The sequence below is a fragment of the Vibrio neptunius genome, assembly GCF_000967495.1.
In the GTDB taxonomy this organism is placed as follows: domain Bacteria; phylum Pseudomonadota; class Gammaproteobacteria; order Enterobacterales; family Vibrionaceae; genus Vibrio; species Vibrio neptunius.
Genome location: NZ_JXXU01000047.1, coordinates 67086 through 80304, shown reverse-complemented (window position 1 = coordinate 80304; position 13219 = coordinate 67086). Strand labels below are relative to the sequence as shown.

General features: G+C 46.2%; 9 protein-coding genes. 6 read left to right on the top strand and 3 right to left on the bottom strand.

Features of this window, described 5'->3' with window-relative positions; all coding sequences use genetic code 11:
• The first annotated feature begins 268 nt into the window (after positions 1–268).
• The 6 genes from TW84_RS16760 to TW84_RS16735 all read left to right on the top strand — a co-directional run bounded on the left by TW84_RS16760 (position 269) and on the right by TW84_RS16735 (position 6587).
• On the top strand, positions 269–1135 hold the full coding sequence (locus TW84_RS16760) for a DUF72 domain-containing protein (RefSeq protein ID WP_045976772.1): 867 nt from the start codon (positions 269–271) through the stop codon (positions 1133–1135).
• A 92-nt stretch (positions 1136–1227) separates the two neighbouring features.
• Positions 1228–1965, top strand: coding sequence for a carboxy-S-adenosyl-L-methionine synthase CmoA (cmoA, locus tag TW84_RS16755; RefSeq protein ID WP_045976771.1), 738 nt, complete (start codon positions 1228–1230; stop codon positions 1963–1965).
• A gap of 172 nt (positions 1966–2137) precedes the next feature.
• Positions 2138–3112: a tRNA 5-methoxyuridine(34)/uridine 5-oxyacetic acid(34) synthase CmoB gene (gene cmoB, locus TW84_RS16750; protein WP_045976770.1), complete on the top strand. Its 975-nt coding sequence runs from the start codon at positions 2138–2140 to the stop codon at positions 3110–3112.
• Positions 3113–3333: 221 nt separating this feature from the next.
• On the top strand, positions 3334–4080 hold the full coding sequence (locus TW84_RS16745; protein WP_045976769.1) for an ATP-dependent zinc protease family protein: 747 nt from the start codon (positions 3334–3336) through the stop codon (positions 4078–4080).
• A gap of 8 nt (positions 4081–4088) precedes the next feature.
• Positions 4089–5594: an inactive transglutaminase family protein gene (locus TW84_RS16740; RefSeq protein ID WP_045976768.1), complete on the top strand. Its 1506-nt coding sequence runs from the start codon at positions 4089–4091 to the stop codon at positions 5592–5594.
• 3 nt (positions 5595–5597) lie between these two features.
• A complete protein-coding gene (locus TW84_RS16735; protein WP_045976767.1) occupies positions 5598–6587 on the top strand; it encodes an alpha-L-glutamate ligase-like protein in 990 nt (329 codons plus the stop codon).
• Positions 6588–6713: 126 nt separating this feature from the next.
• Here the strand turns inward: TW84_RS16735 and mukB are convergent, their stop codons facing one another.
• From mukB to mukF, 3 genes are read right to left on the bottom strand one after another with little or no spacing between them, the layout of a single operon-like run.
• On the bottom strand, positions 6714–11174 hold the full coding sequence (gene mukB / locus TW84_RS16730; protein ID WP_045976766.1) for a chromosome partition protein MukB: 4461 nt from the start codon (positions 11172–11174) through the stop codon (positions 6714–6716).
• Positions 11171–11899 (bottom strand): chromosome partition protein MukE, encoded by a 729-nt coding sequence (mukE, locus tag TW84_RS16725; RefSeq protein ID WP_045976765.1) that lies wholly within the window; start codon positions 11897–11899, stop codon positions 11171–11173. Before mukE ends, mukB begins: the two co-directional genes overlap by 4 nt.
• Complete coding sequence (gene mukF / locus TW84_RS16720) at positions 11880–13217, bottom strand: chromosome partition protein MukF (protein ID WP_045976764.1); 1338 nt, start codon at positions 13215–13217, stop codon at positions 11880–11882. The genes mukE and mukF overlap by 20 nt, the downstream gene beginning before the upstream one ends.
• Between the last annotated feature and the right edge of the window lie 2 nt (positions 13218–13219).

The window sequence follows — 13219 nt, the reverse complement described above, 5'->3', positions numbered from 1 at the left end:
TTCCCAATCTCTCTAAATTTGTTAATTACTTGATATCAGCGTTTTCTTAGCTGATAGCGCAAAGATCCATTTATACGCTGAAAGTCATTCAAAATCGACTATTCAGAATACAATTTATTGCTGTTTATCTGGTTTTGATGCTTTTTAGCACAATAAAACAGCAAAACCACATCAATCAGAAAAAATTGGCGCTGATTATAGATCGAAAGTATCACTCTCTTCAAAACTCTCGTAAAGTATCTGGCAAGATAGGCAAAGACTGTTAGACATGAACGAATTACCTCTCCGACTTGGCCTCACCATGTGGTCTCACAACAACTGGCAACAAAGCTTTTATGGCAGTGGTACTAAACCCGCCGAAAGGTTACAAAAGTACGCTCAGGTTTTTCATACCGTCGAGGGAAACACGACATTTTACGCCACACCAAGTGTGTCAACCGTACAGAACTGGCGTTCTGCAACGCACGATGATTTCAGGTTCACTTTTAAGCTGCCCAAAGCGATAACCCATCAACAAATGTTGAGAGGCAGTCAAGGGCCACTCAATGAGTTCATGCAAATCATGGCACCTTTGCATGATCGCATAGGGCAGTGGACTATTCAGTTACCAGCCGCTTTTGGCCCTGAGCACTTAAATGATCTGCAAAGATTCTGCGACTTGTTCCCGCCCAACTTTCCTATTGGTGTTGAAGTTCGACACCCTGCTTTTTTCGCCAAAGGTGAGGAAGAGCGTCAATTGAATCAGTGGTTGCATGAGAAAGGCTACGACCGGATCATCATGGATAGCCGACCTGTGTTTGCTGCGAAGCCAGACAATGAAGCCATCGTGGACGCACAGCAAAAAAAGCCAAAAGTGCCTGTGCATGCTATCGCCACAGCGTCACACCCCATGATTCGCTTTATCGGCCATCCAACAGAGTCTGAAAACTATGCTTTTTTCACCCCTTGGCTGAAAAAACTGCCAGAGTGGATAGCAGAAGGGAAACGGCCTTATGTAATGATTCATACTGCCGACAATATTATTGCGCCAGAACTTGCGAGCAATTTGTATAAAATGCTGCAAAACCGTGCTCAATTGCCTGACTTATCAGCATTTCCGGCAAACGATGGCAATTCCCAGTTACAAATGTTCTGAGTAGAGTAGCCTCAACACATGACACGGGCGCGATTTTCTCATAAAATACGCGCCTTTTTGATACCAATGCGAAACTGGTCAGAGAATCGATTATGTACCCTAAGAGCAATCCAGATACGATGTTTTCCGCTCCTATCGAAAAAATAGGGGATTTCACGTTTGATGAACGTGTCGCAGAAGTTTTTCCTGATATGATTCAGCGTTCTGTTCCTGGATACAGCAATATCATCTCTGCCATCGGCATGTTGGCCGAAAGGTTCGTTAAACCACATTCAAACATTTACGATCTTGGTTGTTCGCTCGGTGCGGCTACATTGTCCATGCGTCGTCATATTCAGCAGGAAGGCTGCAAAATCATTGCCGTCGATAACTCATCTGCCATGGTTGAGCGTTGCAAACTGCACGTTAATGCTTACCGCAGCGACACACCTGTAGAAGTCGTTGAAGCAGACATTCGTAATATCGAAATCCAAAACGCTTCTGTCGTAGTACTCAATTTCACACTGCAATTTTTGTCACCTCAAGATAGATACACTTTGCTAGAAAGAATCTATGCGGGTCTCCGTCCGGGTGGCATTTTAATCCTGTCAGAAAAATATGTGTTCGAAGATCAAGTGTCTAATGAATTGCTCATTGATCTTCATCATGACTTTAAGCGTGCCAACGGTTATAGCGAATTAGAAATCAGTCAAAAACGCAGCGCGATAGAAAATGTAATGCGCCCAGATTCAAAAAAAGAGCATAAAGAGCGCTTTGCTGAAATTGGCTTCAGTAGTTTTGACGTTTGGTTCCAATGCTTTAACTTTGGCTCGATGTTCGCGATAAAATAGCGAGAAGTACACACGGCTTGCTCTCATTAGGACGTCATCCTCAAGAGAGAGGAACGAGCGAGTTGGGGATCTCTTATCAAAAAAGATAAAAACCGAGATTCCCTATCACGTTCGTCCCTCACTGTAGGGAATGACAAACTTGACTTTTACACCACAAAATCAGTGAAAAACTATGTTTAACTTTGCCAATTTTTATCAGTTAATTGCCACAGATACACGCCTTCAACCGTGGCTGAATGTTTTGCCTCAACAACTAACCGAGTGGCAAAATGCAGAACATGGTGATTTTGGTCGCTGGCTAAAAGCGCTGCATAAAATCCCTGAAGGTTCACCTGATCAGGTTGATTTAAAAAACTCAGTCACTATTGCGAACGATACACCATTTCATACTGGTGAGCTCAAAAAGCTAGAAAACCTGCTTCGTACATTCCACCCTTGGCGTAAAGGCCCATACCATCTACACGGTATCCATATTGATACAGAGTGGCGCAGCGATTGGAAGTGGGATCGTGTTCTGCCACATATATCACCTCTGAAAAATCGCAGTGTACTAGATGTAGGTTGTGGCAACGGCTACCACATGTGGCGCATGCTGGGTGAAGGCGCGCGATTGTGTGTCGGTATAGACCCATCCCATTTGTTCCTAATTCAGTTTGAAGCAGTACGCAAACTAATGGGCGATAACCAACGCGCACACCTGTTACCTCTGGGTATTGAGCAACTGCCAAAGCTTGAAGCCTTCGATACGGTGTTTAGCATGGGCGTGCTTTACCATCGACGTTCTCCACTCGATCATCTCATTCAGCTTAAAGACCAGCTTGTCGCGGGTGGCGAGCTTGTATTGGAAACATTGGTCATTGAGGGTGATGAAACCTCCGTTCTGGTTCCTGTAGATCGATACGCTCAGATGCGTAATGTGTACTTTTTTCCTTCAGCCAAAGCCCTCAAAGTGTGGCTCGAGCAAGTTGGCTTCGAGGACGTGCGCATTGTTGATGAGAATATCACCTCTTTCGGTGAACAGCGCACAACCGAATGGATGACTCACAATTCTCTGCCTGATTATCTCGATCCGAATGACCCAAGTAAAACGATTGAAGGGCATCCTGCCCCACGTCGTGCGGTTCTCGTCGCGAAAAAACCTAATTAAGACTAATTATTGACAGACTCTTAACTTTTTAGGTCCTTCAAATACTTAATCTGAACCTTAAAAGACTCTAAAATTTAGGATGCTCCGTGCATCCTATATTTTGCAGTGCATCACTAATCATGACTCAATAAGTCTTAGACAGGTAATGTGTCTTGTGAGCGAAGTGAGGGATGATTTAAACTCTCAATGTATAAACAACTTAATCTAATTCAGGATTTTCAATGTTTACCAAATTGACTCCGGTCATTTCGATTGCCCTACTCTCTGGCTGCACCCTCACCAACAGTGAGCAGTATCATCAAGAAACCCTTGCAGCTATCCAATCTTCAGAAACCAACCTCACTCAAAAACTTTCCTTTTTGGAGCAAAAAGTCAGCAATCAAGCCGAACACATTGAAAGCTTACAAACTAAAGTCGATTTGTTAGACAAAGAACTGTTCAAATTTAAAACGGAAGCCATGGCAGAAGTGAAAAGAAATCGTGAGCCTATCGTCACGCCCGTTCCTGTAAAGCTTGCTTCTACACCTTCGCAAGAGTTGGTATTGGGTGAAATAGAGAAAGTCAGTATTGATTCCATCAAGCAGACATTTGACAGTCGCATTGATACTGGAGCCGCCACTTCTTCACTCAATGCTGTAGATATTGAACAATTTGAACGTAACGGCAAAAACTGGGTGCGCTTCCATTTGTCCGATGGTGTCACGCCATTGGATGATACAAATTGGATTGAGGCTCCGATTATACGTTTTGTAAAAATACGCCAATCGACAAATGATGAGACGGAACGCAGAGCTGTTGTCGAATTATGGGTAAGATTAGGCACGATTCACGAAAAAACACAGTTCACTTTGGCAGATCGCTCACAGATGACCCATCCTGTGTTACTAGGCCGTGAATTTATCCGTGATATCGCAGTGGTGGATGTAAGCAAGAAGTACGTCCAAAAGGAAGTTGAACAAAAACAATAAGGTAGCTTATGACGTCTAAAGTCCCTTTTTACATATCGGTCGTTCTGCTGATTATTGCAGGCATCGCTTTAAGCCTGTTTAGACATCAGACTTACGGCGTTCCATGGACTCCAGGGGAAACCCGTCAGGTTTGGGATATTGAAGCTCGTATTGAGTTCAATGCCCAAGCCAAACCTGTTAAGGCGTCATTGGCCGCCCCTCAAACTCAAAATGGATTCACACGGATCAGTGAGTCATCATCGTCACCAGGCTACGGAGTGTCATACGTCAAGACTGACACTGGTCGTCGTGCCGAGTGGTCTGTTCGCCACGCTGTCGGTCCGCAAACCATCTACTATAAAGCCCAATTCCTCGTCGACCCACAAGCAAAAGTAGAATCGAAAGCGCCGAATAAAGACATCACACCGCCTACTTTTGACGGTCCGACAGAAGCCGCTGCAGTTTCGTTAATTGAACGCGCTAACAAACGCTCTGCTGATGACATCACATTTGCTCGCGAACTGATTAAAATCCTCAACGACTCGGACAGTCAGAACGCAGCACTCATTCTGAACAAGATGTCAAAAGTGGAGGCGGTTGATAAGATCCTCGCATATGCAGAAATACCGAGTAAAGTTGTCGGTGTTGTTGAGCTAGAGGATGGTCGTCGACGTCAGACTATCCAGCAAATGAATCAGGTTTGGGACGGCAAAGCCTGGAAACTATTCAACCCTGAAAATACGAATAAAGTGATCGCTGATAACATCCTAATTTGGGACGAGTCCAATGTATCACTACTTGATATAATCGGCGGTCAAAACAGCCAAGTTCACTTCTCGATGATCGCTCAGGAAGTCTCACCAAAACAGGCCACACTGGACAAAGTAGAGGCAGATGGTCTGCTTAACTTCTCTATTCATAGTTTGCCACTTGAAGAGCAAGCGATGTTTAAAACCATCATGCTAATCCCAATCGGTGCGCTTATCGTGGTTTTCCTGCGTGTCATCATTGGTTTGAAAACCTCAGGTACATTCATGCCAGTTTTGATTGCCGTTGCGTTTGTTCAAACTCAACTCCTAACAGGAATCGTCGGCTTCTTGCTGATTGTTGGCACAGGGCTGGTAATTCGAAGCTATCTGTCAAGGCTCAACTTACTTCTGGTTGCTAGAATTTCTGCCGTGATTATCACGGTCATTATGATCATCTCCGTTTTCACTGTTGTGGCGTTTAAGATTGGTTTGACCGAAGGTCTATCAATTACCTTCTTCCCGATGATCATCCTTTCTTGGACCATCGAGCGGATGTCGATTCTATGGGAGGAAGAAGGCGCTAAAGAGGTGGTGTTACAGGGTGGTGGCTCATTGGCGACTGCCGTGCTGGTTTACCTAGCAATGACCAGCACTTACATTCAACATCTGACCTTCAATTTTATTGGCCTTCAGTTGATTGTTCTCGCCGGCATACTACTCCTTGGGACTTATACCGGTTATCGCCTAACTGAATTACGTCGCTTTAAGCCACTAGCGGAGGACTAAACGATGCTCACACGTTTTACTTCGCAATTTACATCGCCAGATAAGCTTCGTCATAAAGGCATTATGGGTATGAATCAACGCAACCACAGCTACATTGGCCGTTACAATGATCGCTCTAAATATCCACTGGTGGATGACAAGCTCAAAACCAAGATTATTGCTCAGCAACATGGAGCAACCACACCGAAACTCATTGGTGTGATCAGTAGCCAGGTTGAAGTCAAAACCATTCATAAAATGGTTAAAGAGTGGCCTGGTTTCGTTATTAAACCTGCCCAAGGCAGTGGTGGTAAAGGTATTTTGGTTATCACCTCTCACAAGGACGGTACCTATACCAAGCCCTCAGGCGCGACAATCAACCAAGAAGACGTCGAACGCCACATTAGTAACGCACTAGCGGGTCTTTTTTCACTAGGGGGAAAGAACGATGTCGCGGTTGTTGAAAATCTGATCAAGTTTGATAGCTGCTTCGACGGATTCAGTTATGAAGGTGTACCAGATGTACGTATTATTGTTTTCAAAGGCTACCCTGTTATGGCAATGATGCGTTGCTCCACAGCCGCCTCTGATGGTAAAGCAAATTTGCACCAAGGTGCAGTCGGTGTCGGTATTGATATCGCGACAGGTCGCGCAGTAAGAGCTGTCCAATTCGACCAACCTATTACACACCACCCCGATACGGGGAAAGAACTCGCTACGTTACAAGTACCCCACTGGAAGCGCTTACTCACATTGGCTTCAAGTGCATGGGAAATGACAGGTCTGGGTTATATGGGTACTGACATGGTACTCGACAAAGAAGAAGGGCCAATGGTCCTAGAACTCAATGCTCGTCCGGGATTAGCCATCCAAATAGCGAATGGAGCAGGCTTGTTACCTAGGCTTCATCACATCGAAGGCTTGGGCTTAGGGATGGAGTACCCCAAACCTGCCGAACGTGTCGCTTATGCCGCCAAGCAGTTTGGTATATTCGCCAAAGAGGTGACAGACTGAGCTTTCGATGATTCAGAAACCACGACATGACGCAGATACTGAAAGCATGTCCGGTTACGCATCAGACACTGACGCTAAACAAAAAAATACCCGCTAACTCAGCGGGTATTTTCTATCAGCTTGTCTTTAAAGCTCTTCAATCAGTTCTTGAGCTTCCGACTTATCTTGATCCGCTTGTCCAAAGCCTCTTAGACCAACCACATGAACATGCTCATGGTCTTTAAATACTTTACGTACGAGCTTATAAGTGGTGCCCTTCTCTGGGCTGATGTTTTCTGGTGCCGCAATCAACAACTGCATGTCCAGACGGTCACATAGCTCAAACAGAGTCGAAATCGACTTAGCATCCAAACGCGCAGCCTCATCTAGGAACAGCAGTCGACAAGGAACAATGTCTTTACTACGTAGACGACGAGATTCTTCTTCCCAGCTCTGAACCACCATCAGAAGAATCGACTGACCAGTACCGATCGCTTCACCCGTAGACAACGCACCAGATTCAGCTTGGAGCCAACCATCTGAGCCACGGCAGACTTCAACACTCAGCTCTAGGTAGTTGCGGTAGTCCAGCAGCTCCTCACCCAGGACTTGAGGACTACGTTGTCCCATATCAATATGTGGGTTAACTCGCTGGAACAATTTCGCCATCGCTTCTGAGAAGGTGTAGCGAGAGGTCTCAAACAAGTCTTTGTGCTGCTCTTGCTGCGAAGCTAAACCATGAAGCAAAATGTCGTGGCTTTCACGAATCTTCACATTCAAGCGAACACCTTTTACCTGACCAAAGGCAATGTTCGACAAGCCTTGGTTTAGCATGCGGATACGGTTTTGCTCACGCTGAATGGTTTTCTTGATGATGCTAGCGACAGATTCAGAACTGATCGCGAGGCGATTTTCACGTTGCGTCAGTTCTTCGGTCAATCGCGCCAGCTCCACTTCCATCTCTTCAATGGCCTCAACTGGGTCATCAGTATGGATGATATCTTGGCGAATGCGTTCACGCAGATGCTGGTACACTGCAATATAGAATAGGACTTTACGCTCAGGACGTGCATTGTCTTCTGACAAACGCAGGGCATCACGTAAGTCATCATTGTCTGCCACCGCCAGACGCAACGCTCCCAACGATTTATCCGACATCGAACGCAGTTCATCCGCTGACATATAGGCGAGCTCACGTTTATGCAAACGGCGTTCGACATCGTTTTCACGTGCTAACCTTAGTACAGAGCACCAACCAGCTTTGGCTGCAACCACAAAGGTGCGCAGTTCAATGTACTCTTTCTGAACCTTCTTAAGACGCTTTGCTAGGCCTTTCATTTCTAGCTCAGTCGAGGTGATGGTACGCTCGTATTCACTCTTACGACTGCGTGACGTATGCAGACGTTCCTGCAGTTCATCTCGACGACGCATGGCTCGCTCTTGTGCGCCTTCATCAGCCGTTACACCAAACTCTTGCAGCTCTTGCTTGAATTCTTGAACCGTTTCCTGCTTAGCCTGATGAGAACTCTTCAGCGATGCCAAGACCTGGTTGTACTGGTTCATCTGACCTTGAGATTGCTTCAGCTCGTCACGCGAACGCGTACGCTGCCTCTCTGCTTCAACAAGCTTGCCTTTAAGCTGTTCACTTAGCTCGCTACTCTTGTTGAGTAAGTCAACGGAGTCAGAATAAGCAAAGTAATGGCGACGCTCCACCAAGTCAGACAACGCAAAGATCTGCTTCTTAAGTTCTTGTAACTGAACATCCGATGCCTGATATTCGGCTTCTAGTGCATCAAATTGCTCAGGGTCGGCTTCAAGCGCTGAGGCGATTTTTTCCAGTTCAACGACTGTTTTCCCGTGGCTGCTCAAAAATGCTTTCGCTTCAGACAACTGAGCGATTTTCTCTTCAAGCTCTTCGAAGCGCAATGTCAATGAGTCATCTTCAATCAGCGCCATCATTGGTGCTAATTTATCCAGTGAGGACAACGCCTGCTTACTCGCTAACAATTGAGAACGTTGCTGCTGCTCTTTGGCATCCAAATCTGCCAATACTCGTGACACTTGATTGCGCTTCTCGCGAACCACTGTCAGCGATTGCTCTGGATCTGCTTCAAAAGCAACTTGTATGTGCTTCGCCACGAAGTTGTTGAATGCCTGATATAAACGCTGCAGTTTTTGTGAATCAAACGCCGCTTTCGCATGCTGTTCAACAACTTCTTCACGTTCATCACGTAGCAGCTCTAAACGTTGTTCACGCGCGGCACGACCAAACAGAGGAATTTCTGGGAAACGTGAGTAACGCATCTGGCGAGCGTTCATGCGAACACAAACTGCCCCTTCTAACTCTTCGGCATCAAATGAGCTGTCATCAAAGGCGTCGATATCACCTTCAATGATGTAAAGGTCTTCAGGGCAATCGTCTAGCTCAACCAGCTTTTCTTCAATACCCGTTAAGTCAGAAACCACAATAGCATGACGAGATGGACCGTACATCGCACTGAAATAAGGCGCATCACCAATGGTGATATCGTCATAAATCTCTGACAACAACACACCACCTAATGTGTCAGCTAAGCCTTTCAAACGAGGGTCATTGGAGCCACCCGGTGACGCTAACCGCTCAATTTCATTCTCTAAGTGAGCACGGCGCTCAGCGAGCTTTTCTTTCGCCAGTGACTGTTGCTTTTCTTGCTCAAGTACTGCTTGCATGTGAGACATAACCGCTTGGCTGTCATACAGATCAGCACCGCTTTGCTCTTTGAGCATTTCCAGTGCGTCGTGAGCAGCAATCCAAGTTGGCGCAATGGCTTCAAGCTTTTTGATTTCGCTAGCAGAATCCTGCTCTAAGCGACGCTGTTCGCTGCGTTGCTCGCGTACATCCTCCTGAGCTATCTCAAGCGATTCGACCTGCATAGCGTGGCGTTCACGTTCCTGCTCAAAGGTTAACTCATCAACGAGCTCAGCACGATGTTGCTTCTGATACGCGTCGACTAACTCACGAGCCTGACGCTGTTGATTGAGATTACGCTCTAGATCTCTGTGCTGTGCTCGCCATTGTTGTTCATTTTGTGCAATTTGCTCGGCATCTCGCGTTTGACGAATCGACTGCTTTGCAACTTCAGCGGCATTTTTACGCTCCACTGAATCGCCAGCAATCTTACGAACCAAAGTAAGCGCCGTCTCAAACTGCTCAACGGCGGCTGAAGACATATCCAGTTTGTGTTTCACCGACAGCAAAGCCGCCGTGCTCTCTGATTCCTGAGTTTTCAGCTCAGACACCAAATCCTGCGCACGCTCAGCATTAAGACCTGCATCACCCAGCAAGTTTTTGGCTTTCTCTAGCGCTTGAACTGCCTGTTGGTATTGAAGTGCGCGGGTTTGCTGAACGTCCAACGCTTGCTGATAATCCGCTAACTGAGTCTTTAGGCTATCTACCTCTTCTTCCGCAACCGTCGCTTGCTCCTCCATCATGAGAACACGCTCTTGCGCTTCTTCAACGACCATCATCTGTTCTTCAAGTCGTTCACTCAGCTCTTCAAGGTCTTCTTGATAGCGCTCGATCTTTTCCTGCTGACGCAATGCATTCTGCACAAGCTGTAAGTGGTCGGAAGCCGCTTGGTAGTCCTGCTCTAGAGCCGATTCGGATTCCACCAGCAATTCAAGCTCTTCCTGAACACGATTAAGCAAGCTATTTTGCTCAACCAGTGTTTCGCGCGAGCCAAACAATTCAGAGCGCAGAGACAGAGTCTGCTCAAGCTTATTACGACGATCATTGGCATGGCGCATGTAGTCAGCCGCCACGTAATTGGTCGATTCAGTGATCAGATGTTTAAACAGATCTCGATCTGCTTGAGTGGTTTTAATCGCTTCAAGCGTCATGCGGTTTTCACGCAACGCCGACTCCATGTCCTGGAATGCTTTCTTAACACCACCATTTTGAGGCAGTAGATAATCGCGCAATGAGCGGGTAATCGCACTCGAAATACCACCGTACAGAGACGCTTCAATTAAGCGATAGAACTTAGAACGGTCACTGGAGTTACGCAATTTCTTAGGAATCACGCCAAACTCAAACATTTGCGCGTGGTAATCGACGATGGAATTGAAAGTCTTAAGTTGCACACCTTCATGTTGTGCGACTGACTCTTTGATTTCGTTGATCTGACGAACACGAGCTTGAGTCGCAGAAACACTTTCAATCAGAATGTCTGTCGGCTTCACACTGCTTGGCAGCCCTTGAATCACGAACGGTTTGATATCCACTTTCTTATCACGACCCGCGACTTGCTGCAGCTTCACCGCAAACAGTAAGCGTTGATTGCGTGAGTTCACCACATCCAGTGCTGCATAACAGGCACCTGGTTGCAATTTACCGTAAAGGCCTTTGTCACGTGAAGACTGGCTACTGCCCGCTTCAGTCGTATTTCGGAAATGCAGCAGCGTTTGGTCAGGTATCAAGGCTGTAATAAATGCCGCCATTGTGGTTGATTTACCTGCCCCATTACCTCCTGATAACGTGGTAACTAAGCCATCAATGTCAAAGGTTCGTGCAAAGAAGCCGTTCCAGTTGACCATGGTCAGCGATTGATATTTACCTCTTTCAATCATGCTTCACCTTCTTCTAATTTTTCTGATTGAGATGACTCATCACCTTGTTCTGATTCTGTCAGCAAGCTGCCTTGGCTTGGTTCTTTGGTATGCACCACAGCTTCACCATCACGGATCAAGCGCAACTGCGCTTCGCGCATGTCGTCTCCGACACGCACATCAGCACCAAAGCGGAATACTGATTCACTGATACTGAATTTACCGGTTTCACCAATATTGATGATCATCCCCAGGCGGCGTAAACGGCGCAGAGAAGTGCGGACCTTTTCAAACAGTTTTTCTTTATCTAAATCTGAACCAGTCGCGCGGTTAGTTACCAGCTTCATCAGCTTTTTCTCATCGGATAAAGCCAGCAGCTCTTCATACAGTTCTTGATTGGTAAAGATTCCCTCATGCGCTAAACGCTCTGGGCTTAGGTAAAGGAAACACAACACCTTGCCCACCAGCATATCGAGCTCAGACAGCACACTGCGATTAATCAAGGAAGTAGAACGAGGGCGAAGGTAAAAGAAGCCTTCTGGTGCTTTCACCAGTTCAGTGTTGTAGCGTTGGTAAAATGAAGACAGCTCAACTTCAAAATCAGACAGTAGCGCATGATTGTCGAGGTCTTCGGTAGAGATATGGCGTCCAGCACGAAGCATACTGTCTAGCGCCGGGAAAAGTGGGTTTGAAATCGCTTTTGCCAGATTCTCTGACATGTAATCATTAGTATCGGTCAATGACATTTGCTTGTACCTTTGCTCCGTATTCGTTAATTGCCTGCCAATCTGGTTGAATCGCTTGATAATCCGATTCGGAGTAACCCAGACGTACGGCTTGATCAATGACGATACGGGCTAAATCGAAATGATGAGTGCGCGGATGCTGTGATAAATATTCGCGTAATACGGTTCCAAGGTGGATAGCGGTACCCTGCTCTTTATGCACTTTGAGCATGTCACCTATGCGCTCAGAAAGCTCATCATTCACTTGTTGGAATTCTTCATACTCCACTTCCAGTGGCACTTGACCAGTCACTTCATCATCTCGAAGCACCAGCGCTTCATCGCGGAGATCGACTAACCTTTCTGCATCGGCATAAGTCAGATACCAAGGTGTGTCGAAGTAATCTTTGACTGACTGACGCAAACGCGTGCTGAAGGCACGGTTCTTATCCATGTCAATGGCGGTGCGGATAAATTTATGGACGTGTCTGTCGTAACCAATCCATAAATCAATCGCTTGTTGACCCCAGCTTGTGATGCGATCTAATTTCATCTGTAAGCCAAACAAGGCCTCCTCAATAAACTCAAGGTCATCTTGTCCGTAAACAGTTTCTTGAATATCAAGGATTTGAGTTTGTAGCTCATCACTGGCTGCTTGTAATGTATCTTGCAGCTCGCGCAAGGTGCTAGACGTTTCAGATAACAACTCTTCACAGTTGTTGATCGCTTCACGCCAATCTTTATTCAGGAGCTCGGCAATCTGCACTTTAACGGATTGTTGCTGCTCATCCATCACACGTTGGTTGAGATCAATTTGATCGAATATCTCACCAACAGAGTATTTGAGCACACCATAAACGTTCTTTTTCCAGTGGCCCGGCGTCCCGCCTTGCTGAGCAGATTCAATTGCTTTCGCCATTTCATCCGCCACCATCGACAACTGGATTGAGAGGCGTAACTTAGAAAACTCACGATGGCGAACATAATAGTCCGTAATCCCAATCGCGAGCGGCGACAAACGATAAATACTTGCGCCATCGTTCACTTCACTGGTGAAGCGGCTAATCAGCCTCTGCTTCACCATCTCATTAATTGCATTGTTAGCCCGAAAAGCAGACGCTTCTCCGGTATCCTCAAATAATCGAGTGACGATAGTAAATGCGTCATGCAATTCACCTTCACCCAACTCTTCATCAAACCTCTCATTGCTAAGCACTGCAATAGCGATGAGAAATGCGAGACGTTCAGTCGGCAGGTTTAATGAGAAATCGTGCTGCTTAACCCAGCCAACCAATTCATCGATTGGTTGCTCAGCAGCGTTGAGAGTCATCTCACTCATTA

Coding starts and splice junctions, on each gene's coding strand:
- TW84_RS16735 (WP_045976767.1), top strand. CDS start 5,598: ATGCTCACACGTTTTACTTCGCAATTTACATCGCCAGATAAGCTTCGT.
- mukB (WP_045976766.1), bottom strand. CDS start 11,174: ATGATTGAAAGAGGTAAATATCAATCGCTGACCATGGTCAACTGGAAC.
- cmoA (WP_045976771.1), top strand. CDS start 1,228: ATGTACCCTAAGAGCAATCCAGATACGATGTTTTCCGCTCCTATCGAA.
- TW84_RS16760 (WP_045976772.1), top strand. CDS start 269: ATGAACGAATTACCTCTCCGACTTGGCCTCACCATGTGGTCTCACAAC.
- mukF (WP_045976764.1), bottom strand. CDS start 13,217: ATGAGTGAGATGACTCTCAACGCTGCTGAGCAACCAATCGATGAATTG.
- cmoB (WP_045976770.1), top strand. CDS start 2,138: ATGTTTAACTTTGCCAATTTTTATCAGTTAATTGCCACAGATACACGC.
- TW84_RS16740 (WP_045976768.1), top strand. CDS start 4,089: ATGACGTCTAAAGTCCCTTTTTACATATCGGTCGTTCTGCTGATTATT.
- mukE (WP_045976765.1), bottom strand. CDS start 11,899: ATGTCATTGACCGATACTAATGATTACATGTCAGAGAATCTGGCAAAA.
- TW84_RS16745 (WP_045976769.1), top strand. CDS start 3,334: ATGTTTACCAAATTGACTCCGGTCATTTCGATTGCCCTACTCTCTGGC.